Raw genomic sequence first — 21,337 nt, forward strand, 5'->3', positions numbered from 1 at the left:
CGAACCTCAGGTCGAGGCTGGAGACGACGCGGGCGCCGGAGTGGCGCTCGTCGACGAATCTGACTTCGATGATGCCGATGAATTCGACTTTCCGCCACCGCCACTCCGAGAATCGGTGCGATAGAAGCCAGAACCGTTGAAGGTCACGCCGATCGATCCATACTGCTTGCGCAGTGCGCCACCGCATTCGGGGCAGATGCTGAGGGCATCCTCGGAGAAACTCTGGACGGCGTCGAAGCGGTGATCGCACGACGTGCAGGCATAGGCGTAGGTGGGCATGTTCGTTTCAGTTGGTTCAGTGTCGCGCAGGCGACAGGGTGAGAGTCCGCGTGGGGGTCACGATGCCGGTCACCGGCTGGTCGTGCACCTCTCGCGGAAGGGAATCAAGTACCTCGGAATCATAGATCACGGCGTATACAGGAGGGTATTTCTCCATTGAGCCGATGGTCTTGTCGAAGTAGCCACGACCCCAGCCGAGGCGCATGCCCGTGGCGTCGATTGCGGCTGCGGGGATGATCATGAGGTCGACGTCATTGACGGCGATGGGGCCGAGGACTTCACCGGTCGGCTCCGGAAGGCCGAAGAGCCCCTCGGCTACATCGTCGGTGTCGTTGGCGACGGCCCAGTCCAGCAGGCCGTCGGCCCGGGTGATTGGCAGCAACACACGGATGCCTCGCTGCACTGCTCTGGTGACGAAGTCGCGCGTGCCGGGCTCTGTGGTCGTGGACAGGAAGCAGGAGATCGACCGTGCGCCGTGGTTCTCGAGGAGTGCATCTAATTGCTCGCCGATACCGGATGCTGCGGCTTCACGCTGTGCATCGGAGAGCAGCTGTCGGCGCTCGCGCAACTCCGCACGCAGTGCGCGCTTCTCCTGCTCGATGTCAGTCGACATCCTTTGAGTCTACGTGTCAGGCCGCAATGTCAGGCCGCAGGCCGCTCCCCGCTAAGCTAGCCCAATGGGAAAACAGTCAATGAAGGCAGTAATTCCGGCAGCGGGTCTGGGTACGCGTTTCCTGCCAGCCACCAAGGCCATGCCGAAAGAGATGCTTCCGGTGGTCGACAAGCCGGCTATTCAGTATGTGGTCGAAGAAGCTGTTGCTGCGGGCATCGATGACATTCTCGTGATCATCGGCCGAAACAAGAACGCTATCTCCAACCACTTTGACTCCGTCCCGGAGCTTGAGGTCAAGCTCACTGAGAAGGGCGACATCGAGCGCCTGGAGCGGGTGATGAAGTCCAGTGATCTGGCCGACATTCATTACCTTCGTCAGGGTGAGCCGAAGGGGCTGGGGCACGCGGTGTTGCGCGCCAAGACTCACGTCGGCGACAGCTCTTTCGTCGTCATGCTCGGTGACGACCTCATCGACGAGCGTGACGAACTCATCACGACGATGATCGCGGAGCACGAGCGCACGGGTGCGGCGGTCGTCGCTCTCATGGAGGTCGAGCCTGCCAACATTCACATGTACGGCGCTGCCGCGATCGAGACCACGGATGCCGACGACGTCGTCCGCATCACGGGCCTCGTCGAGAAGCCGGCCAGGGAAGACGCACCGTCCAACCTCGCCATCATCGGTCGCTACGTGCTGCCCGCGTCTGTGTTCCCGGTTCTTGAGCACACAGCTCCTGGCAAGGGCGGCGAGATTCAGCTCACGGATGCGCTGCAGGAGCTCGCAGCAGATACCGATGGCCCCGGCGTCGTCGGCGTCATCTTCCGTGGCCGTCGCTATGACACCGGCGATCGCGTCGATTACATCAAGGCGATCGTGCAGCTCGCTGCGGATCGTGATGACCTCGGCCCGGAGCTTCGCCCGTGGTTGAAGGAATTCGGCGAGAGCCTGTAGGCGCTCGGGGTTGAGGATCGGATGGATTTCGTGCTGGGGCACCGTCATGGACCGGTCGAGCTGAGGCTTGTTCGCACCCGTGACGCACGTGTGCTCCAGAACGAGCTGCTTCAGAACCGTGCCTGGTTGCAGCGCTGGGAAGCGACCATCCCGAACGGTGTTGCATCGTTCGACATGCGACTCGGTATTCGGCGCCTGCTGCAGCAGTACCGCGATGGCGGCGGATACCCGTTCGTCCTGGAGTACGACGGTGAGGTCGCCGGTCAGCTGAACGTGTGGGGAGTCTCCCGCGGTTCGTTGTGCTCAGCGACCATCGGCTATTGGGTGAGCGAGCGATTCGCCGGCCGGGGAATCACACCCACGGCAGTGGCGCTCGCCACGGACGCGGCCTTCGGCGAGTTCGGGTTGCACCGGATGGAGATCTGCATCCGCCCGGAGAATGTGGCAAGCCTGCGAGTCGTGCAGAAGCTCGGCTTCCGCTACGAGGGGCTGCGCCGACGTTACATCCACATCGACGGCGACTGGCGCGATCACTACGCTTTCGCGCTCACTCGTGAGGACGTTCCGAATGGCGTGTTGGCGCGCTGGGTGAACGGTAACGTTCCGCAGGATGCGGCCGCCATTCCTCCATCGGATCGACTTTCGATCTAAGATTCTCATCTTGCGCGAGCGACACGCGCCCTGACTGAGGCCGATGTCGGCCACGGTCGCATACCGTTATCCCTATGAATGGGCCGGTACTGAGTGGGGGCGTCATCGTCCTTGTTTCGGTGCTGCTGTGGATGCTGTACCTGCTGCCCTCATGGCGAGGTAGGTATCAGTACAACGCTGCGGAGCGCAACGCCGTGCGTCTGAACCAGACGCTGCGTGTGCTGGCAGAAACGAGCGAGACACCCGATGAGGTGCATCTCGAACTCAATGCGCGCACCGTGCTTGCGCAACAGAAGCTTGTGAAGCGTCTGCAATCGGAGAAGGAAGCATCCGAGCTGGTGCGACTTCGAGCCGAGCTCGCCGCGACCCGCGCCGATCCGGTCATGCGGCAGGCGCGCGCACGCCGCAACGTGCGCATGGTGGCGACGGTGCTGCTGTTCGCCGGCCTCGCGACCGCGGGGCTGGGCATCTGGCAGATGATGACCGGTGGTGTGCAGTTGCTGATTTGGATCGGCGGCGCGCTCGCCGTCGTCGCCGTGGTCACGCTGCAGAAGATGGCGTCTGTCTCGCTTCGTGCGGCTCGTCGCCCGGCGGAGGTGTTCGTCGAGAGTGCTGCTGTGCGGGTTGCGCCGCCATTGCACGATCAGGGTCGTGCGACATGGACTCCCCGGCCACTGCCGGCACCGCTGGTAACCGTCAGCGGTTCGCTGGCGCAAACTGCCAGGGCAGAGATCGACGCGAAGCAAGAACTGCGTCGCGCCGAGCGTGTCGCGCGACTGCGTGAGCGTGCGGAGGAGATGGCGCTGCCTGCACCGGTCACTTTGCCCGCAGCCAAGGCTCCCGCATCGCCCTACGCGAAGATGGGTTTCGTGGATGACGCGGAGATCGAAGAGCACGTGCGTCAGCTGCTGCAGCGCCGTGCTGTCGGTTGAGTTTCTGCGCGGCGCAGCGAACCTTTCTGGCGTGATAATCTAGCTGAGGTTCATGGGCCTATGGCGCAGTTGGTAGCGCGCCTCGTTCGCATCGAGGAGGTCAGGGGTTCGAATCCCCTTAGGTCCACACTGTGTTGAGACAGTAAGAAGAAGCCCCGCTCAGGCGGGGCTTCTTCGTTTTCTCGGACGATCAGTCCGGCCGACCGGCATCCTGAACGATCTGCGCCACGACATCCGCATCGAAGTGGAAGACCACGTCATCGGGCGTCAGCCGCTCGATGAATGGCACGATGCGCACGCTGTGACCATCGATCGTGACGACTGAGCCACCGAAAGCGTCGATCGCCGATTCCTCGGCGGGGTCGGCGAAAGCGTGGGAGACGTTGGTCACGCCCGGAGCCACGGTCACGGGGATGCCACCGACGAACTCGGTGATCGGCAGGTGGTAATGCCCCGCCAGGATGACGCGCACATCAGTGCCGCGCACGATGTCGATCAACTCCTGCCCGTCACGCTCGTCGAGGGCCAGGGCCTGCAGCAGATCGGTCTGCGCCCTGATCGGCGGATGATGCACGATAACGACCGTGCCGTGCGCAGCCGGAGCCCTGAGAACCTCCCGCAGGAACTGCTTCTGCTCGGCCTCGAGGGTGCCGTGGCCGGAGCCTGGAACTGAGCTGTCGAGCACGATGACCCGCCAGCCGTCCTGGTCGACGACAGAGGCCACAGGGCGGTCCAGGTCGATGCCGGGTAGCTGTTGCTCATCGGCATCCGGTTGTCCGCCGCCCAACAATGCACGGAACGCTTCGCGGCGGTCATGGTTACCCATCGCCAACACCACACGTGCTCCGCGCTCACGTGCCCAGGGTGCGACGGCATCCCTGACCTGTCGGTACGACTCGGCAGAGCCGTCATCACTGACGTCACCGGATACGACGACGAGGTCGAACGGGAGATGCTCCACATGCGCCAACGCTCTGCTCAGGTGCTCGGCGGTGTCGACGACGCCGTAGTGCCGGCCGTTGTCTCCGGAGAAGTGCGTGTCGCTGAGATGCAGGATGCGAAGAGCGCTCATGGTGACACTCTTCCAGATCAGCGGTGCTCAGCCCAGGAGTACGGTCGCGATCAGCAGCACGGGCACGCAACCAATCGTCGTGATGAAGACCGTATCGCGAGAGATGGACTCGCCGATGTCGTAGCGCTGTGAGTAGTTGAAGACGTTCTGTGCGGTCGGTAGAGCCGCGAGAACGACGACGATCAGGACTTCATGCGCGGAGAGGCCGAACACGAACTGTGCGACCGCCCAGGCGATGAGCGGCATGACCAGCAGCTTCAGCGTGCTCGCAAGCAACACATCCCGACGGTGCCCCGACGTGCCGAGCACCTTCTGGCCGTAGAGCGAGATGCCGTAGCTGATCAGCAGCACCGGCACGCAGGCGTTCGCCAGCAGAACGGCCGGCTCCATCACAATCGGTGGCAGCTCGATATCGAGTACAGAGACGAGAGTTCCGAGGGCTGAGCCGAGGATGATCGGGTTCGTCGCCGTACGAACGAAGGTGCGCCAGGGTGAGGTGCGCCCGCTCGTGACGGCATCGAGGATCGTCAGCGAGATCGGCGTGAACACCAGCAACTGCAACAGGATCACCGGCGCCGGGTAGGCGGCGCTGCCCAGCAGATACAGCGAGAGCGGAATGCCGATGTTGTTCGAGTTGACCTGTCCGGCCGACAGCGCACCGATCACGGTTTCACCGATGCTGCGCTTCCAGACGTACTTGGCCACCAGCGCGTAGCCGCCGATCACAGCAACCGCAGCGATGGCCGACACCGGCAGTAGCGACGAGAACAGCATCGATGCATCCGCCTGCGAGAGCACGGTGAAGAGCAGGAAAGGTGACAGCACGAAGAACGTCAAGCGTCCGAGTACATGGCGGGCGTGCGGGCCGAGCAGATCGATGCGTCCGATGATGTATCCGACGGCGATCGCGAGCCCGACGACGGCGAATCCGGTGAGTGTATCGAGCACGTTCTGAGCGTAGTGGCTCCGGATGCTCTCGCCGGTTCTGCAGGAACGTTTTTCCGTCTCACCGGGAAATTTGACTTCGCTGTGGAACTGGCTATGGTCAATGGTTACACCCGCCAGCTGAATCAGAGGGAAGCGAGTCTCGATGTCTGGAAAGACACCCACAGAACGAACTGGAAAGAAGACCGCGAAGCTGTCGCTGAAGGAGAAGCGAGCAGTCAAGCGTGCCAAGCAGGAACCGGAGAGCTTCATCAAGTCCCGCAAGGGCGCGGCTGGCTGATCTGACGAATAGATCCGGTTCCTGAGAGGGGGTCGCAGGCGCGTGAGCCTGCGGCCCCTTCCACCTTTTGGCGCGGGGTCGGGTGTGGTTTAGTGCAGCGGCAGGCTCAGCGTGAACACGCTGCCGGATCCTTCAACGGAACGCAGTGCGACGTGTCCGCCGTGTCGGGCAAGTACTGTCGAGACGAGCGTTAATCCGAGCCCTGATCCCTGGACATCGCGTGCATTCTGTGCGCGCGCCAGCTCATCGAAGACGATGGGAAGATCGGATGCGGGGATGCCACGACCCGCATCGGCAATCTCGATGATGGCCCATCCGCTCTCCTCGCGAAGCCGCACCTCGATTGGGCCCGCGACAGAGTACTTCACCGCGTTGCCGAGGACGTTGTCGATCGCGAGGGACAACAGATCGATGTCGGCGGGCACTGGCGGCACGGTCCACGGAATTCGCGTGACGTCCACACGGATGCGGGCCGCCGAGGCGGCGTCACGCTGGCGGATCGCATCGACGGCTTCCTCGAGCACGACCTCGAGGTCGACCTGTTCTCGCTCCAGTTCTCGCGTCTCCAACTCGGCAAGCTTGCGCAGATCTCGGACGAGACCGGCGAGCTTTCTGGCCTGCGCATCGACCGTCTGCCATTCGACGGATTCCCGGCCTGCGGCCGTCGCGAGAATCGCGGTCAGCGGGTTTTTCAGCTCATGGTCGAGTCGGGCCAGGAACATGCGATGACTCTCACGCTCTGTGCGCTGGCCCACTTTCTCGCCCTCGGTGTAGGCGGCGGCGACACGCGCCCTGCTATGGCGACGGCCCGAGCGCACAAGTAGGGCGATCCCCACGATCAGGCTGATCAGGATGCCTGCGGCCAAGAAGACACCGGGAAGCGCCATCGCGATCGTCAGGCTGCGGCGCTCGCCGAGCAGGAGCAAAATGCCACCGGCTGCGGCGCCCAGTATGACCGGGGTGATGACCGCCGCTGCCAGTCTGACGCGGTGAGCGGGTCTCCAGCCGAAGCGACTTGCGGCGCTCCCGCGTGACCAACGCACGGCGCTCATGCTGCGGTCACCGCGGCGATGAAGCGATAGCCGAGACCCGGGGCGGTGTCGATGTATCTCGGTGCGGCAGGATCATCGCTGAGCACCCGACGCAGCTCGGCGATGCGGTGATCGACCGCGCGACTCGAGGTGGCGAAGTCGAAGCCCCACAGTGCAGCGAGCAGCCGCTCTCTCGGCAGCGCCTCCTGCGGATGCGTCATCATGTACTCCAACAGGGTCAGTGCTTTGGGTGTCAGGGTGAGCTCGCGGTCCTGCAACCACACTCGACGTGACGTCCGATCCAGGAGTAGCTCTTCGGCGCGCAACTTCGTCGCAGCCGGCAGCCCGCCCGAGCCCTGTGAGGCCCGTCGCAACACCGCGCGGATGCGCGAGAGCAGTTCCTGAGGATCGAACGGCTTGTTCAGATAGTCATCGGCGCCCTCGTCCAGCGCCGCGCTGCGTTCCCAGGATTCGCCGACCTGTGTGAGCAGGATCACCGGCAGCCACAGGTCGCGCTCGCGGAGTCGCCGCACGAACTCACGTCCGTCCATATGCGGCATCAGGACGTCACTGACGACGAGATCAGGAACCTCCTCGGCCACAGCATCCAAACCTGCCCGGCCATCGCTGGCGATGCGGACGTCATAGCCGCTGCGTTCCAGGAACGCGCTCAGCGCACCGGTGATCGCCTCGTCGTCGTCGACAAGGAGGAGGAGGGGTCGGTTGGCGCTCATGACATCATCCTGACGTTGCGACGTTGCCGGCTCCGGAGTCTGCCACGGTCGGAGTGGCGCCGAGCCAGTACACCTCGTTGATCGTCCCAGTAAGCTGCACGGTCGCCACGGAATCGACGAAGACGACGTTCCCCGCCCCCCTTATCTCCAGGGTCGTGACCGGGCCAGCGACCACGACACCGATGTCCATCTCCACCACGAGGTGCTCGCACGGGCCGTCGATCATGATGACGTTGCCGGTGGTGTCGGCGAGAAGCAACTCGCCGTCGCAGCGCGCGGTCTGTGTCGTCAGAGCGATCGCGTTATCGCGGACTTCGGCGACTTCCGTGCTCCACGAGGTCGTGACGGTGGCATCCTCAGCGGTCTCTTCTGGTTCCGTTGATTCCTGCGTGTCCGGTGTCTCGTCGGAATTGGTCTTTTCGGAAGGTGTCTCTTCGGATTCGGTGGCGGCGGGCGCCTTCGCGTCTGCCGGGTCGGTGAGTGCGACGGCGCATCCGGAGAGGCTCGCGAGCAGGACGACCGCGGCGAGAGTGACGGGGAGCGTGCGTGTGAATGGCATGACGTGTTCCTCGTTGCTGGTCAGAGTTGCTGGTGGGCGAGGGTGGTTCAAAGGGTCGCCGGGATGAAGATTTCAACGCGTCTGTTGAGCTGGCGACCTGCCGGGTTGTCCTGACCGTCGATCTCGTTCGCGGCAACCGGACGGGCCTCGCCAAGCCCCTCGGCGGTGAGAACGGTCGTTACGTCGGCATTGTCGAGGGCGGCGACAACGGATGCCGCGCGGTCTTCAGAGAGCGTCTGATTGTAGGAATCCGCGCCGATCGCGTCGGTGTGACCGGAGACGATCGCCTGGGGGACGTCGTACTCGGTCAGCACCGAGGCGACAGTCTGGAGCGTTTCGGTGGCATCGTCGCGCACCTCGCTGCGATCGAAGTCGAACAGCACGCCGTCCTGGAAGGTGAGGACGGTGCCGCACGACTCGATCGGCTGCAGTGCGCTCAAGGGCGGAAAGACTCCGAGCACCGGCACGACACCGATCGGATCGACCTCGATCGGCACGCCATCAATCGCGCCGGTGCCGTCGCCGTAGTTGTTGATCGTGATGTCAGCGTCGCTGTAGAGGCCTGATCCGTCGCCGTAGTTCTCGATGCTGACGGTGCCGTCTGCGTAGTTGCCCGATCCGTCACCGTAGTTGTGGATCACCACGGCGCCCGCGGCATAGTCGCCGGAGCCGTCGCCGTAGATCTGCACACTCATGGAGGCATCGACGTAGTTGCCCGATCCGTCACCGTAGTTCTGGATACTGACGCTGCCATTGTCGTAGTTGCCCGAGCCGTCGCCGTAGTTCTCAACCGTGACTCCGTTGAGAGTGAAGGATCCAGACCCGTCTCCATAATTCTGGATGCTGCCGTCGGAGCCGGCGTAGTTGCCCGATCCATCGCCGTACAGATACGCGCTGCCATTGCCCGCAATCACGCTGCCACCGGCATCGCACTGCGCGGCAGAGATCGTCACGCCGGGAATCGTCGCGAAGTCATCGCGAACCTCCATCGCGAAAGAGGAGACACTCGTGTCCAAGAGGGAGAGGTCGGGCAGTTGGAACAGTGGTACCGGAGGGAATTCACCCTCCGAGTAGCCCGCGACGGTGGGGAGGCCGGTGGCTGCAGCGGGCTCAGGCGTGTTCGTCGCAGGCGGAGACGCAGACTCAGACGTGGCTGCGGCCGGTGCCGTCGGGGTCGATGCGGCCGGAATCTGAGCCGAGCATCCGGCTGCGGTGATGAGGGTGAGAGCTGCACCCAGGGCGGCCACTGCGCGGCGTGTGGTCGTGTTCATGCCTTGAGAGTATCGAACCAATGTCGCTGTCTTGTCGCGCCGATGTCGCAGTTCTGCGACACGTCAGTGACGCAGTCTCCGCTGTAGTTCTGCTGCCGTCTGGGCCACTGCGGTCGCGGCATCCGCTTCGGCTGGTCCGGTGTCACTCGACCACGTGACGGCGACAGCAGCGAGCGGCCATCCTGAGGCGTCTTGCACCGCCGCTCCCACCGATCGCATACCCTCGGTCACTTCGCTGTCCTCCGACGCGAAACCGACGGCACGGATGCTGCGCAGCAGCTCACGGAGCTCTCCGGGTGTGGTCGGGCCACGATCGGTGCGGGTGGAGAACACCCCGGCGCTCGGATACAGCGCACGCACCTGCTCCCGGGGGAGTGTCGCCAGCATCGCGCGGCCGGTTGCGGTCAGATGCGCTGGCAGCCGCACACCCACATCTGTGACCAGCGCCGGACGCCGCGGAGCGCGCTCTTCGACGATGTAGACGACGTCGCTGCCGCTGAGCACCGCCAGATGCGTGCTCTCGCCCAGACGGTCGGCGAGGGCCGCAACCAGAGGGCGGCCGAGGCGGGCCAACGGCTGCTGGCGGGCGAATCCGCCGGCGAGTTCAGATGCTGCAGTGCCCAGCACCCAGCGTCGTTCCTCGCGCAGGTGCAGCACGAACCCGTGCGAGGCGAGTGTGTTCAGCAGATGGTGAACGGTCGACCGCGGAAGCGCGAGCTCGCGAGCGATCGCTGAAGCCGCGACGGAGGCAGGGCGCCCGGCCAGATAACGCAGGATGCGCAGCGTCTGATCGGCAGCGGGAACCTGCGCACCACTTGAATTGTCTGGGATCACAGACAAAGGATGTCATGCGCCTCTGTTCCCCGCCACCGCTGAGGTGTGGAATCGAGTCATGGCAGAGTTTCCCCCTATCCTCGTCGGCGGTGCAGCGCGTCTCAGTGATGCAGTGCGCGTAGGCGCCGATGTCCTGAGCCCGACCGGCGTCGTCGCGATCGCTCGGCACGGTGCGCAAATCGTGCTCGATGACGCCGCCCTCGACCGGATCGCCGAGACCCGCGGCATCGTTGACGCCCTCGCGGCCGACCCGGACCCGCACTACGGCGTCTCCACCGGTTTCGGCGCGCTCGCGACAACATTCATCGCACCAGAGCGACGCCACCAGCTGCAGGCGAGCCTCATCCGCTCACACGCGGCGGGCACAGGTGCTGAGGTCGAGACCGAAGTCGTGCGGGCGCTGCAACTTTTGCGGCTGCAGACCCTGGCATCCGGCCGCACCGGCGTACGCCCCGTCGTCGCCGAAACGTATGCCGCCATGCTGAACGCAGGTATCACCCCCGTCGTCAGGGAGTACGGCTCGCTGGGCTGCTCCGGCGACCTCGCGCCGCTCTCACACATCGCGCTGGCCGCGATGGGAGAGGGCGAGGTACGGGTTGAGGGCATTCTCCTGCCTGCATCCGAGGCGCTTGCCGCCGCGGGGATCGAGCCCCTTGTCCTCGTAGAGAAGGAGGGACTCGCCCTCATCAACGGCACCGACGGCATGCTCGGGATGTTGCTGCTCGCTCTGCACGATCTTGAAACCCTTATTACCACCGCAGACCTCGCAGCGTCCATGTCGATCGAGAGCCAGCTAGGCACGGATGCCGTGTTCGCCGCTGATCTGATGGCGCTGCGCCCGCAGGTCGGGCAGGCGAAGTCGGCAGCGAATCTGCGCGCCTTTCTGGCGGAGTCGCCCATTCTCGCCAGCCACAAGGGCCCGGAAGACGGTCGAGTGCAGGATGCGTACTCGCTGCGCTGCTCACCACAGGTGCACGGGGTCATGCGCGACACCATGGCGCACGCCGCCACCATCGCCTCGTGTGAACTGGCAAGCGTGATCGACAACCCGGTCATCACCATGGACGGTCGCATCGAATCGAACGGCAACTTCCACGGGGCTCCGGTCGCTGCCGTACTCGACTTCTTGGCAATCTCGGTGGCCGATGTAGCGAGCGTGTCCGAACGTCGCACCGACCGTGCACTGGACCCTGCCCGCAACCGTGGCCTGCCGCCATTTCTCGCGCATGAAGTCGGTGTCGACTCTGGCCTCATGATCGCGCAATATGCCGCAGCGGGTATCGTCTCTGAACTGAAGCGCCTTGCCGTTCCGGCATCCGTCGATTCGATTCCGTCATCCGCGATGCAGGAAGACCATGTCTCGATGGGGTGGTCTGCGGCGCGCAAGCTCCGACGGGCGATCGATGGGCTCACGCGCGTCCTCGCGATCGAGGTTCTCACCGGAGCCCGCGCCCTCGACCTGCGCGCGCCGCTCGAGGCAGGACCCGTCACCGGAGCCGTGCGCGACCTCGTCCGCACTGTGGTTGAGGGACCCGGTCCCGATCGTTTTCTCTCACCCGAGATAGAAGCGGTCACCGAACTTGTGCGCTCGGGCGCTGTTGCCCGTACTGCGAAGGAGAACGCAAATGTCCCGTCCTGATATCCATGCCGCCCGCGGCCCTGAGCGCACGGCGAAGAGCTGGGGCGCGGAGGCCGCCAAGCGCATGCTGATGAACAACCTCGATCCGGAGGTGGCCGAGCATCCCGAGGACCTCGTCGTGTACGGCGGCACCGGAAAGGCGGCCCGCAGTTGGGAAGCGTACGACGCGATCGTCCGCACGCTCGATGAACTCGAGCCGGATGAAACCCTGCTGGTGCAGTCAGGAAAGCCGGTCGGAGTCTTCCGCACACACGAGTGGGCGCCGCGCGTTCTCATCGCGAACTCGAATCTCGTGGGCGACTGGGCGACGTGGCCGGAGTTTCGCCGGCTGGAAGCACTCGGGCTGACCATGTACGGCCAGATGACCGCAGGGTCGTGGATCTATATCGGCACGCAGGGCATTTTGCAGGGCACATACGAAACGTTCGCCGCGGTCGCCCGATCTCTCGATCGCGACTCGCTCGCCGGCACGTTGACGCTCACCGGCGGGGCGGGCGGCATGGGCGGCGCGCAGCCCCTCGCCGTCACGATGAACGGGGGAGCGGTGCTCATCGTCGACGTCGACGAGTCCCGCCTCGCTCGCCGCGTCCAGCACGGCTACCTCGACGAGTACACGACGGATCTGGATAGTGCGGTCGCGCGGGTCGTTGCCGCGAAGGATGCCGGTGAGGCGCTCTCGGTCGGTGTCGTCGGCAACGCCGCCGAGGTCTTCCCGGAGTTGCAGCGTCGTGGCATCCCCATCGATATCGTCACAGACCAGACCAGCGCACACGACCCGCTCGCCTACCTGCCGATCGGCATCTCCGTCGACGACTGGAAAGCACAGGCCGAGCGCGACCCGGAGGAGTTCACCCGCCGTGCCCGCGAATCGATGGCCACCCACGTGGCGGCGATGGTGGCGTTCCAGGACGCCGGAGCCACCGTCTTCGATTACGGCAACTCGATCCGTCGCGAGGCGGAGTTGGGCGGATTCGACCGCGCGTTCGACTTCCCGGGCTTTGTGCCGGCGTACATCCGCCCGCAGTTCGAGGAGGGACGCGGCCCGTTCCGCTGGGTGGCGCTATCGGGCGACCCGGAGGACATCTATCGCACGGACCGCGCGATCGCCGAACTCTTCCCCGAAGACGCGGCCCTTCACCGCTGGCTCGAGCAGGCCGCCGAGAAGGTGCACTTCGAGGGACTCCCTGCCCGCATCTGCTGGCTCGGTTACAAAGAGCGTCACCTCGCGGGTCTGAAGTTCAACGAGATGGTCGCTTCCGGTGAGTTGAAAGCGCCGATCGTCATCGGCCGCGATCACCTGGACGCAGGATCCGTCGCGTCGCCGTACCGCGAGACGGAGGCGATGAAGGACGGCTCGGATGCGATCGCTGATTGGCCACTGCTGAATGCGCTGCTGAACACGGCATCCGGCGCATCCTGGGTGTCGCTGCACCACGGCGGGGGCGTCGGCATCGGCCGCAGCATCCACGCCGGGCAGGTCACCGTCGCCGACGGCTCCGCGCTCGCCGCAGAGCAACTGGAGCGCGTCCTCACCAACGATCCAGGCACCGGCGTGATGCGCCACGTGGATGCCGGTTACGAGCACGCCCGCGAAGTCGCTCGCACCCGCGGCCTGAAGGTTCCGATGCTATGACTCCCTCTCCCGCCCCGCGAGACTTCACGAATGTACGGTTTTCGCCGCCAAACGATGACACAAGTGAAGTTTCGCGGGTGGTGATCAGGAACATTGGAGAGTTGAGCACGAACACTGACGGCGGCATCCTGGACGATGCGGCCGTGCTCATTGAGGATGGCCGCATCGCATGGGTGGGTCCGGACGCTGAAGCCCCTGCGATCGCCGACACGGTGGATGCCGGAGGGCGCGCCGTCATCCCCGGATTCGTGGACAGCCACAGCCACCTCGTCTTCGCGGGCGACCGCGCCGCGGAGTTCGAGGCGCGCATGGCGGGGGAGAAGTATGCCGCAGGCGGCATACGATCCACCGTCGCGGCGACGCGAGCAGCGACAGAAGACGAACTGCGCACGCGGCTGCACGGCTTCGTGCACGAGCTGCTCGCGCAGGGCACGACCACGGTCGAGATCAAGAGCGGCTATGGCCTCGATGTGGAGACAGAGGAGCGACTGGTACGGCTCGCGGCCGAGGTCACCTCGGAGGTGACGTTCCTCGGGGCACATGTCGTCCCCGCGGAGTACGCCAACCGCTCCGACGAGTATGTCGACCTGGTGGTCGGGGAGATGCTGGATGCCTGCGCTGCGCACGCGAAGTGGATCGACGTCTTCTGCGAGACGGGCGCCTTCACGGTCGAGCAGTCCCGTCGAGTGCTGGAGGCGGGGATCGCGCGTGGCCTTGTGCCGCGGGTGCACGCCAGCCAACTCGGGCCGGGCGGGGGAGTGCAGCTCGCTGTCGAGCTCGGCGCGGCATCCATCGATCACGGCACGTACCTGACCGATGACGATGTCTCGGCACTCGCGGCATCCGACACGGTGCTCACGCTGCTGCCCGGCGTCGAGTTCTCCACACGGCAGCCCTACCCAGATGCGCGTCGCCTCATCGACGCCGGCGTCACTGTCGCGCTTGCGTGCGACACCAACCCCGGGTCGAGTTTCACGTCGTCCATGCCGTTCTGCATCGCGATCGCCGTGCGAGACATGGGCATGACGCCAGCCGAGGCGTTGTGGGCGGCGACCGCCGGGGGAGCGCGAGCCCTGCGCCGCGACGACATCGGCATGATCGCTCCAGGTGCCCGAGCCGACCTCGTGCTGCTGAACGCCCCGACGTACGTGCACCTGGCGTATCGCCCCGGTGTGCCGCTGGTTCGGCGGGTCTGGAAAGACGGGGAGGTTATCGCATGACTCTCTCGCATGACGAACTCTGGCCAAGGGCGGGCGGATGGCCTTCTTTCGAACCTGGAGACCGAGCGGATGCCGTGCTGCTGGGCGTTCCGACATGGCGGACTTCGCTCTCGCCGACCGGAGCGCACGCGACACCTGCCGCGATCCGCGAGGCTTTCCCTCGATACAGTGCCACGCTGATGGGCCCGCCTGTCCTAGATCTGAACGCCGCGTTGCGGATCGTGGATGCTGGCGACATCGCCGAACCTGACGGCGACGCCGGCATCACTGCCACGATCGCCCGGGTCGCCGAGTTGTCGGCAGCGGCAGAGCTCGTCATCGCGCTCGGCGGCGACAATTCACTCACCTACCCGGTTGCGCGCGGCGCTGCCGGCACCGGACTCATCACGATCGACGCGCACTTCGACCTGCGCGATGGTGTTTCAAACGGTTCACCCGTCCGCCGTCTCGTGGAGGATGCCCCGGCCGAGGAGCGCATCGACCCGACGCGGATCGTGCAGATCGGGATCGCCGACTACGCGAACTCCGCCGCCTATGCGCAGCGCGCAGCGGACTGGGGCATCCGCGTCATCACGCTTGACGAGTTGCGCCGCCGCGGTCTCGCTGACGTGGTGAGCGAGGCACATGAGATCGCCGGAGCGGATGCCGAGGCGCGCATCCACCTCGATGTCGATGTCGACGCGGCCGATCGTGCGGCGGTGCCCGGGTGCCCGGCGAGCGTGCCCGGTGGGCTCGCCGCTTTCGAACTGCGTGCGCTGGTGCGCGCACTCACCTCAGATGCCCGTGTCGTCAGCGCAGACATCGCCGAGGTGGACGCCACCGCAGACTCGGCCGACGGCCGCACCGTGCGCCTTGCGGCGCTGTGTGTGCTGGAAATGCTCGCCGGCCTCGCCGCGCGCTGAGCGGGCAGGCGCCGCGGCTCAGACCCCCGGAATCACGGCATGTGCGATCGTGAAGATCGCCAGGCCTGCCAGCGCACCCACCACCGTGCCGTTCAGGCGGATGTACTGCAGGTCACGGCCGACCATCAGCTCGATCTTCTCGGTTGTCTCGGCCGGATCCCAGCGCTCGACGGTGTCGGTGATGATCGAGGCGATGTCGTGTCGATACCGATCGACGAGGAACACCGCGGCGTCGGACACCCAGGTGTCCACGCGCTTCTGCAGCGCGGCATCCGTCGTCAGTCGCTCGCCGACCTCCTGTACGGCTTGCGCCGCGCGTGCGCGCAGACCACTCTCAGGGTCAGCGAGAGCCTTCAGTAGGCCAGCCTTCGCAGTGTTCCATGCTTCCGCTGCCAACGCGCCCACGCGGGGGCTGTCGAACAGTGAGGCCTTCGCATTCTCCAACTTCGCGCGGGTCGCCGGATCATTCTGCAGATTGTCGGCGAGCCGTCCGAGATAGCCATCGATCGCGAGGCGAGCCGGATGCTGCGGATCGGCCTGCACCGCATGAACGAACTTGACGGCCTCGTGATAAACCGTCTCGTCGACGAAGCGGTGCGCGAGCTTGGGCACCCAAGACGGCAACCGCCGCGAGATGAGGCCGGCGAAGGCCTCGCCGTTGGTGGCCAGCCAGGTTGAAATGCTGTCGGCGGCAAGGTCGACGGCGCCGTGGTGGGCATCCGCTTCGACGATTTTCTCAAGCCACGCGCCTGCGGGCGGGCCCCATTCCGGATCGACCAGATGTTCGCGCGCGAGGTCGGTGATGAGGTCGCGGACGTCATCGTCGCTGAGCGCGTTGAGGATGGCGGTTGCGATCGTCGCGCCCTCGGTCGCGACGCGCGCAGCGTGCGGCTCCTCACGCAGCCATTCTCCTGCGCGGTGGGCGATGGCTGTGCTGGCGAGCTTCGCGCGCACCACGTCGGCGGCGAGGAAGTTCGTTTCGACGAACTCACCGAGGGTGCGTCCGATCTCGTCTTTGCGGTTCGGGATGATGGCGGTGTGCGGAATCGGTAGCCCCAGTGGTCTGCGGAACAGTGCAGTCACAGCGAACCAGTCAGCGAGAGCACCGACCATTCCGCCTTCCGCCGCTGCACGGACGTATCCGAGCCACGGATACCGCTGCTGCAGCCAGAACGCGATGACGAACACGACCGCCATGAATATCAGCGCGCCGACGGCGATCGCTTTCATGCGGCGAAGCGCGCGCAGGCGCTCTTGATCGGCGGGGGATAGAAGGGCCATCGGGGTGCGCGGCATGACGTCATCCTCGCATGCGCGGAGCTTCGAACCGCTCAGCTATCGGCGGGCCGGGGTACTCTCGGATCGTGATCGAAGACATCAAGAAGCGCGCTCTGCATCGCACCAGCATCCTCGAGGGTCAACTGCGCGGCGTTACGAGGATGATCGAGAACGAGGAGTACTGCATGGACATCATCACGCAGTCCCGCGCCATCCAGCGCTCGCTCGAGTCCCTCAACCGCCTGCTGCTGGAGAACCACCTGCGCACGCACGTCACCCACATGTTCGAGCAGGGTGGGGACGAACGTGAACAGGCCGTCGGTGAACTACTGAAGGCGTTCGACTTCGATAAGAAGTAGGACTATTCGAGCGGACCGAGCACCGCGCTCGCCGCGGTGGCATGCGCCGATTCCGGGTCGGACGGGTGGAACATGCCCGCGATCACGTCGCGATAGAGGCGAGAGAGCTCATTGGACGAGAAGTACGAACTGCCGCCTGCCGTGAGGATCGCCTGATCCACCACATGCTTGGCCATCACCACAGCCCGGTGTTTGGTGCCGGACAGCAGTGTGAACCAGCGTGCGCCGTGATCGCCCTGCTCGTCGACATCACGGGCGAGGGAAGCGATCTGTGGGGGCAACGCGTCATACGCGAGGCTCATATCGGCGATGCGCCAGCGGATGTCCGGGTCTTGGCTGTACGCCAGCCCGGTCTTTTTGGAGCGCCTCTTCTGCACGGTCTCGGCTGCGAGGTCAAGCGCCCGGCGAGCGATGCCGGTGTAGACCGAGGCGAGCAGCAGCTCGAACACACTGAAGATTCCGAAGATGATCGGGTCAGCGCTCGGGCCAGGATCGATGCGGCGCACGACATGTTCGGCGGTGGCGACCGCACCGTCGAGCTTGGTGGTGCGGCTTTGCGTCGCACGCATGCCGAGGGTGTCCCAATCGTCGCTGGTCGTCACCGCATCGGTGCGGTCGATGAACGCGAACACGAGCTTCGGAGCATCCGCATCGGAAGTGTCCAAGCCGTGCAGCCCGAGCTTGTCCCACACCGGGGCAAGTGAGGTGAAGATCTTCGTGCCGGTGAAGGAGTAGGAGCCGTCGTCCTGAGGCGTGGCAGAGGTGTCACTGCCGAACAGTACGAGGTCATTGCCGCCCTCGCTGATGCCGAACGCGAAGACCTCGCCGCGCGCAGCGCCATCTTGCACGAACTCCATCCCCGTGACGCCGCGGTCGCTGAACACCTTGGCGACGCCTGTCCAGACCTGGTGCATATTGATCGCGAGCGCGGTGGCTGGCGCAGCCATGGCAAGTCGCTGCTGCAGAATCGCGGCCTGCTCCAAGCCGAGCCCAGCGCCGCCGCGTTCGACGGGCACGAGAATCTTCAGATATCCGGCATCCCGAAGCTCGTCGAGATCCTGCGTGGGGAACGTGTTTTCCCGGTCGTGTATCGGCGCTCGGTCACGGATGCGTTCAAGTAGATCGTCTGGCAGATATGCGACGGGGTCGAACGTCATGACAGTGCCTCCAAGAGCTGGCTGATGGTCTCATCCGGTTTGTCCCGGTGTAGGGAGTGTCCGGCGCCGGCGACGATGGACATCGAGATGTTCGCGTTCGATGCGAGCACACCCTCGGCGTCACTGCCGGTGAACAGGCTGTAGACCTTCGGGTCCGCGCCGATGATGTGTGTGGGAATAGTCAGCCGCGCGGCATCCGCTCGCACATCCCATGGCTGGTTCTGGGCGCTGGTCTGCTCCACCGCCCAACGGCTCGCGCGCGTAACGGCATCGACCTTGAGCTCATGATCCTGCGGATGCCAGTGCGGATGCTCCTCCTGCACGACCGTGATGCGATTGTCCCCGAAGGCTCGCTCCTGGCTGCGCCGGATGATTGACGCATCGTGGTCCTCGACGAAGATCGCGGGATCGATCAGGATCAGCCGGTCGGTCCAGGAGGAAGCGGATGCTGCGGCCACCGTGCTCGACGCACCACCAAGGGAATGCCCGATAACGGCGTCCCAGGGGCCACCTCGTGCGGGGCCGGTCGCTGCGAGGTCGCTGGCATACGCGCCGATCGTGTAATCCAGGGTTCGTGGGGCATCCCCGTGACCACGCAGGTCGATGGCAACCGCGTGCCATCCGGCGTTCGCGAGGGCATCGCCGAGGCGCCACATCAGGGCTCCAGAGGATCCAAGTCCGTGCACGAGCAGAGCGGTCCGGGGCGAATCGACGTCGCCCCAGGAAAGGCGAGGCAGCTGAACAGGTGCAGGCATAGGACCAGCCTAGGAGGCTTAGAGCCGGCGGGCTCAGCCGATGGGTGGCATGTCCGCGGCGATCGTGAGCACGCGTTCGGCCGCGACATGCCCCGCCTGCAGTCGCTCGGCCAACGGCAGATCGTCCAGCGTGGCGGCGAGGAAGCCGGCGGCGAATGCGTCGCCGGCGCCGACCGGTTCGACGACGTCCACTACCGGGGCAGCCACGAAAACCGGATCGGCGTCGCCGTCGAATGCGGTGGCGCCGATGTCGCCGTCCTTCACGACCAGCAGCGCGCAGTCCGGCAGGAAGGCGCGGATATCCTCTGCGGTCGCCGTGCCCCAGATCCGTTCGGCCTCGTCGCGCCCCACGAAAGCAATGTCGGCGGCGTTGGCGAGACGAGCGAGAGTGGCCGCGGCATCCTCTAGCGACCAGAGCGCACGGCGGTCATTCACATCGAACGAGACCAGGGCGCCCGCGGCGCGTGCATCCGAGAAGAGCTGATCGACCATCTCGCGGCAGGTGGCGGAGAGGGCGGGGGTGATGCCGGTGGTGTGCACGATTCGGGTGCCGGAGAGCTGTTCGACCGAGAGGTATCTGGCATCCATGCGGGAAGCAGCGGAGCCGCGGCGGTAGTAGTGCACGGCAGAGCCCTCGGCACCGGGGTCCTTGAACATGACGCCGGTCGGCGCTGCCGGATCGAGCTCTACCCACAGCTCCACTCCGCGCCTGCGCAGTTCAGAGGCGATGCGGACGCCGAGAGGATCGTCGCCGAGCCGCGAGGCCCATGCCGTCCGTCGCCCGGCAGCGGCAAGCCCCGCGGCGACGTTTGACTCGGCACCGGCGAGTCCCAGCGATGCCTCGCGCGCCTCGGAGAGCGCAGCATCCGTGGGCGTCACCAGTGCCATCGTCTCGCCGATGCAGACGATCTCAGGTGTGGAAGAGGAGTTCATGAGGGAGTGACCGCCACGGGTTCGGTGTCAGGGAAGGGGCTGGGGTCTCGATGGCGTAGGTCGGGGAGTGCCCGCACGAACACCACAGAGACGATGACACCGACGATAGCGAACAGCACGGCTGCCAAGTACGCGCCCTGCGGTCCACCGGTGCCGTCGACGAGGAACCCGGCGATGGCGGAGCCGGATGCCGCGCCGATGAGCTGGCCGGTGCCTGCCCAGCCGAAGGCTTCGGCTGTCTCGCTGAATTTCACGCTGGCCGTGGTGATGGCGAAAAGCACCGCGAGAGCTGGGGCGATGCCGAGTCCGGCAATGAACAGTGCCCCGCCCAGCCAATAGGCATTGAGCATCACCATGGTCAGGGCGAGGCCAACGGTCACGAGCACCAGGCGCCGCGCCATCGCCCACGGCCCGATCGGGATGTGCCCGAACGACAACCCGCCGACGAGGCTGCCGGCAGCGAAGACTGCGAGCACGACTCCGGCTTTGAGGCTGCCGTGCTCAAACGTGGCGACGACACCGACCTCGACGGCCGAACAGGCGCCGATCACGAGGAATCCGATCACGGTCGCAAGCGCCACCGGAGGGCGGAGCAGCACACGGCCGAAGGCGCGACGACTGCGCGGGATGCGCACGCGACCGACCTCTGGAGAGAGGATGAACCAGCCGCAACCCAGCACCAGGATGATCGCGACCAGCATCAGCCCCTCGGTGGTGCCGATCTGGGTGGATACCAGTGTGATGACGACGGGGGCGAGAATCCAGATGATCTCCTGCAGCGAGGCATCCAGAGAGAACAGTGGTGTCAGCTGCGAAGAGTTGACCAGCTTGGGGTAGATCGTGCGCACCGCCGACTGAACAGGCGGAGTCGACAACCCGACCATCATGCCGAATGCCATGTAGCCGGCCAGATTAAGCGGAAGCAGGCCGAGAGCCAGCACGGCGAGAGTGCAGACGGCCGCAGTGAGGGTGAGCACCCGGCGCATGCCCCACACGCCCATCCAGCGACTCGTGACGGGGCCGGACACGGCCTGTCCGACCGAGGTCGCTGCGAGCACGAGGCCAGCGGCACCGTACGACCCGGTCTGCTGTTCGACGTGCAGCAGAATCGCCAGCGATGCCATGCCGCTGGGGAAACGCGCCGTCAGTTGAGCTGCGATCATGCGCCCCACGCCAGGGGTGCGAAGAAGGTCCCGATATCCCGCCACGAGACAACGCTACCCGGGTCGGCCGCGAGAAATGCATCGGCGCGGCACCTGTGGTCGTGGGTCGATCGTTCTCAGGTTCCCAACTACTAGTACATGCATA

General features: G+C 65.4%; 23 protein-coding genes and 1 tRNA gene. 10 read left to right on the plus strand and 14 right to left on the minus strand.

Annotated features, from left to right (window positions below):
• Positions 1–6: 6 nt before the first annotated feature.
• The gene (locus tag AC1C2Q_RS14365) at positions 7–279 is read right to left on the minus strand and encodes an FmdB family zinc ribbon protein (RefSeq protein WP_495431907.1); all 273 of its coding nucleotides are present in this window, start codon (positions 277–279) and stop codon (positions 7–9) included.
• Positions 280–295: 16 nt separating this feature from the next.
• Positions 296–892 (minus strand): 5-formyltetrahydrofolate cyclo-ligase, encoded by a 597-nt coding sequence (locus AC1C2Q_RS14370; RefSeq protein ID WP_495450669.1) that lies wholly within the window; start codon positions 890–892, stop codon positions 296–298.
• 64 nt (positions 893–956) lie between these two features.
• Between AC1C2Q_RS14370 and galU the strand changes: the two genes are divergently transcribed.
• From galU to AC1C2Q_RS14390, 4 genes are all read left to right on the plus strand, one after another.
• On the plus strand, positions 957–1,844 hold the full coding sequence (galU, locus tag AC1C2Q_RS14375; RefSeq protein WP_495431909.1) for a UTP--glucose-1-phosphate uridylyltransferase GalU: 888 nt from the start codon (positions 957–959) through the stop codon (positions 1,842–1,844).
• Positions 1,845–1,865: 21 nt separating this feature from the next.
• A complete protein-coding gene (locus tag AC1C2Q_RS14380; protein ID WP_495450670.1) occupies positions 1,866–2,495 on the plus strand; it encodes a GNAT family N-acetyltransferase in 630 nt (209 codons plus the stop codon).
• 74 nt (positions 2,496–2,569) lie between these two features.
• On the plus strand, positions 2,570–3,427 hold the full coding sequence (locus tag AC1C2Q_RS14385) for a hypothetical protein (protein ID WP_495450671.1): 858 nt from the start codon (positions 2,570–2,572) through the stop codon (positions 3,425–3,427).
• 54 nt (positions 3,428–3,481) lie between these two features.
• Positions 3,482–3,554 (plus strand) — tRNA-Ala (locus AC1C2Q_RS14390).
• 63 nt (positions 3,555–3,617) lie between these two features.
• Here the strand turns inward: AC1C2Q_RS14390 and AC1C2Q_RS14395 are convergent.
• On the minus strand, positions 3,618–4,499 hold the full coding sequence (locus tag AC1C2Q_RS14395; RefSeq protein WP_495450672.1) for a metallophosphoesterase: 882 nt from the start codon (positions 4,497–4,499) through the stop codon (positions 3,618–3,620).
• A 27-nt stretch (positions 4,500–4,526) separates the two neighbouring features.
• Positions 4,527–5,447, minus strand: a complete 921-nt coding sequence (locus AC1C2Q_RS14400; RefSeq protein WP_495431913.1) for an AEC family transporter — start codon at positions 5,445–5,447, stop codon at positions 4,527–4,529.
• A gap of 142 nt (positions 5,448–5,589) precedes the next feature.
• On the opposite strand from AC1C2Q_RS14400, the gene AC1C2Q_RS14405 reads away from it, so the two are divergent.
• Positions 5,590–5,724, plus strand: coding sequence for a hypothetical protein (locus tag AC1C2Q_RS14405; protein ID WP_495431914.1), 135 nt, complete (start codon positions 5,590–5,592; stop codon positions 5,722–5,724).
• Positions 5,725–5,813: 89 nt separating this feature from the next.
• Here AC1C2Q_RS14405 and AC1C2Q_RS14410 read toward each other — a convergent pair whose 3' ends face one another.
• From AC1C2Q_RS14410 to AC1C2Q_RS14430, 5 genes are all read right to left on the minus strand, one after another.
• Positions 5,814–6,776, minus strand: coding sequence for a sensor histidine kinase (locus tag AC1C2Q_RS14410; protein ID WP_495450673.1), 963 nt, complete (start codon positions 6,774–6,776; stop codon positions 5,814–5,816).
• On the minus strand, positions 6,773–7,489 hold the full coding sequence (locus AC1C2Q_RS14415) for a response regulator transcription factor (RefSeq protein ID WP_495450674.1): 717 nt from the start codon (positions 7,487–7,489) through the stop codon (positions 6,773–6,775). The genes AC1C2Q_RS14410 and AC1C2Q_RS14415 overlap by 4 nt, the downstream gene beginning before the upstream one ends.
• A 4-nt stretch (positions 7,490–7,493) precedes the next feature.
• Positions 7,494–8,048 (minus strand): DUF3060 domain-containing protein, encoded by a 555-nt coding sequence (locus tag AC1C2Q_RS14420; protein WP_495450675.1) that lies wholly within the window; start codon positions 8,046–8,048, stop codon positions 7,494–7,496.
• 47 nt (positions 8,049–8,095) lie between these two features.
• The gene (locus tag AC1C2Q_RS14425; RefSeq protein WP_495450676.1) at positions 8,096–9,319 is read right to left on the minus strand and encodes an OmpA family protein; all 1,224 of its coding nucleotides are present in this window, start codon (positions 9,317–9,319) and stop codon (positions 8,096–8,098) included.
• A gap of 63 nt (positions 9,320–9,382) precedes the next feature.
• Entirely contained in the window at positions 9,383–10,159 is a 777-nt protein-coding gene (locus AC1C2Q_RS14430) for an IclR family transcriptional regulator (protein WP_495450677.1), read from the minus strand.
• 52 nt (positions 10,160–10,211) lie between these two features.
• On the opposite strand from AC1C2Q_RS14430, the gene hutH reads away from it, so the two are divergent.
• The 4 genes from hutH to AC1C2Q_RS14450 all read left to right on the plus strand — a co-directional run bounded on the left by hutH (position 10,212) and on the right by AC1C2Q_RS14450 (position 15,547).
• Positions 10,212–11,792, plus strand: a complete 1,581-nt coding sequence (gene hutH, locus AC1C2Q_RS14435; protein WP_495450678.1) for a histidine ammonia-lyase — start codon at positions 10,212–10,214, stop codon at positions 11,790–11,792.
• The gene (gene hutU, locus AC1C2Q_RS14440; RefSeq protein WP_495450679.1) at positions 11,779–13,425 is read left to right on the plus strand and encodes a urocanate hydratase; all 1,647 of its coding nucleotides are present in this window, start codon (positions 11,779–11,781) and stop codon (positions 13,423–13,425) included. Before hutH ends, hutU begins: the two co-directional genes overlap by 14 nt.
• 101 nt (positions 13,426–13,526) lie before the next feature.
• Positions 13,527–14,645, plus strand: a complete 1,119-nt coding sequence (hutI, locus tag AC1C2Q_RS14445; protein WP_495450680.1) for an imidazolonepropionase — start codon at positions 13,527–13,529, stop codon at positions 14,643–14,645.
• The gene (locus AC1C2Q_RS14450) at positions 14,642–15,547 is read left to right on the plus strand and encodes an arginase family protein (protein ID WP_495431922.1); all 906 of its coding nucleotides are present in this window, start codon (positions 14,642–14,644) and stop codon (positions 15,545–15,547) included. Before hutI ends, AC1C2Q_RS14450 begins: the two co-directional genes overlap by 4 nt.
• A gap of 18 nt (positions 15,548–15,565) precedes the next feature.
• Here AC1C2Q_RS14450 and AC1C2Q_RS14455 read toward each other — a convergent pair whose 3' ends face one another.
• Positions 15,566–16,843 (minus strand): DUF445 domain-containing protein, encoded by a 1,278-nt coding sequence (locus AC1C2Q_RS14455; protein WP_495450681.1) that lies wholly within the window; start codon positions 16,841–16,843, stop codon positions 15,566–15,568.
• Between the two features lie 68 nt (positions 16,844–16,911).
• Between AC1C2Q_RS14455 and AC1C2Q_RS14460 the strand changes: the two genes are divergently transcribed.
• Positions 16,912–17,184: a metal-sensitive transcriptional regulator gene (locus tag AC1C2Q_RS14460; RefSeq protein ID WP_495431924.1), complete on the plus strand. Its 273-nt coding sequence runs from the start codon at positions 16,912–16,914 to the stop codon at positions 17,182–17,184.
• 2 nt (positions 17,185–17,186) lie between these two features.
• On the opposite strand, the gene AC1C2Q_RS14465 is transcribed toward AC1C2Q_RS14460, so the two are convergent.
• From AC1C2Q_RS14465 to AC1C2Q_RS14480, 4 genes are read right to left on the minus strand one after another with little or no spacing between them, the layout of a single operon-like run.
• Positions 17,187–18,341: an acyl-CoA dehydrogenase family protein gene (locus AC1C2Q_RS14465; RefSeq protein ID WP_495450682.1), complete on the minus strand. Its 1,155-nt coding sequence runs from the start codon at positions 18,339–18,341 to the stop codon at positions 17,187–17,189.
• Complete coding sequence (locus AC1C2Q_RS14470; protein ID WP_495450683.1) at positions 18,338–19,096, minus strand: alpha/beta fold hydrolase; 759 nt, start codon at positions 19,094–19,096, stop codon at positions 18,338–18,340. The genes AC1C2Q_RS14465 and AC1C2Q_RS14470 overlap by 4 nt, the downstream gene beginning before the upstream one ends.
• A gap of 33 nt (positions 19,097–19,129) precedes the next feature.
• Positions 19,130–20,029, minus strand: a complete 900-nt coding sequence (locus AC1C2Q_RS14475) for a sugar kinase (RefSeq protein ID WP_495450684.1) — start codon at positions 20,027–20,029, stop codon at positions 19,130–19,132.
• Positions 20,026–21,237 carry an MFS transporter gene (locus AC1C2Q_RS14480; protein ID WP_495431934.1) on the minus strand — a complete coding sequence of 404 codons (1,212 nt, stop codon included), beginning with the start codon at positions 21,235–21,237 and terminating at the stop codon, positions 20,026–20,028. Before AC1C2Q_RS14480 ends, AC1C2Q_RS14475 begins: the two co-directional genes overlap by 4 nt.
• Between the last annotated feature and the right edge of the window lie 100 nt (positions 21,238–21,337).

Source organism: Microbacterium sp. Y356, from assembly GCF_059445355.1.

Excerpts from the sequence above, each read along its gene's own strand:
- galU (WP_495431909.1), top strand. The coding sequence starts at position 957 with ATGGGAAAACAGTCAATGAAGGCAGTAATTCCGGCAGCGGGTCTGGGT.
- AC1C2Q_RS14380 (WP_495450670.1), top strand. The coding sequence starts at position 1,866 with ATGGATTTCGTGCTGGGGCACCGTCATGGACCGGTCGAGCTGAGGCTT.
- AC1C2Q_RS14365 (WP_495431907.1), bottom strand. The coding sequence starts at position 279 with ATGCCCACCTACGCCTATGCCTGCACGTCGTGCGATCACCGCTTCGAC.
- AC1C2Q_RS14405 (WP_495431914.1), top strand. The coding sequence starts at position 5,590 with ATGTCTGGAAAGACACCCACAGAACGAACTGGAAAGAAGACCGCGAAG.
- AC1C2Q_RS14395 (WP_495450672.1), bottom strand. The coding sequence starts at position 4,499 with ATGAGCGCTCTTCGCATCCTGCATCTCAGCGACACGCACTTCTCCGGA.
- AC1C2Q_RS14420 (WP_495450675.1), bottom strand. The coding sequence starts at position 8,048 with ATGCCATTCACACGCACGCTCCCCGTCACTCTCGCCGCGGTCGTCCTG.
- AC1C2Q_RS14455 (WP_495450681.1), bottom strand. The coding sequence starts at position 16,843 with ATGCCGCGCACCCCGATGGCCCTTCTATCCCCCGCCGATCAAGAGCGC.
- AC1C2Q_RS14385 (WP_495450671.1), top strand. The coding sequence starts at position 2,570 with ATGAATGGGCCGGTACTGAGTGGGGGCGTCATCGTCCTTGTTTCGGTG.
- hutH (WP_495450678.1), top strand. The coding sequence starts at position 10,212 with ATGGCAGAGTTTCCCCCTATCCTCGTCGGCGGTGCAGCGCGTCTCAGT.
- AC1C2Q_RS14465 (WP_495450682.1), bottom strand. The coding sequence starts at position 18,341 with ATGACGTTCGACCCCGTCGCATATCTGCCAGACGATCTACTTGAACGC.
- AC1C2Q_RS14475 (WP_495450684.1), bottom strand. The coding sequence starts at position 20,029 with ATGAACTCCTCTTCCACACCTGAGATCGTCTGCATCGGCGAGACGATG.
- AC1C2Q_RS14425 (WP_495450676.1), bottom strand. The coding sequence starts at position 9,319 with ATGAACACGACCACACGCCGCGCAGTGGCCGCCCTGGGTGCAGCTCTC.
- AC1C2Q_RS14415 (WP_495450674.1), bottom strand. The coding sequence starts at position 7,489 with ATGAGCGCCAACCGACCCCTCCTCCTCCTTGTCGACGACGACGAGGCG.
- AC1C2Q_RS14450 (WP_495431922.1), top strand. The coding sequence starts at position 14,642 with ATGACTCTCTCGCATGACGAACTCTGGCCAAGGGCGGGCGGATGGCCT.
- AC1C2Q_RS14370 (WP_495450669.1), bottom strand. The coding sequence starts at position 892 with ATGTCGACTGACATCGAGCAGGAGAAGCGCGCACTGCGTGCGGAGTTG.
- AC1C2Q_RS14410 (WP_495450673.1), bottom strand. The coding sequence starts at position 6,776 with ATGAGCGCCGTGCGTTGGTCACGCGGGAGCGCCGCAAGTCGCTTCGGC.
- hutU (WP_495450679.1), top strand. The coding sequence starts at position 11,779 with ATGTCCCGTCCTGATATCCATGCCGCCCGCGGCCCTGAGCGCACGGCG.
- AC1C2Q_RS14470 (WP_495450683.1), bottom strand. The coding sequence starts at position 19,096 with ATGCCTGCACCTGTTCAGCTGCCTCGCCTTTCCTGGGGCGACGTCGAT.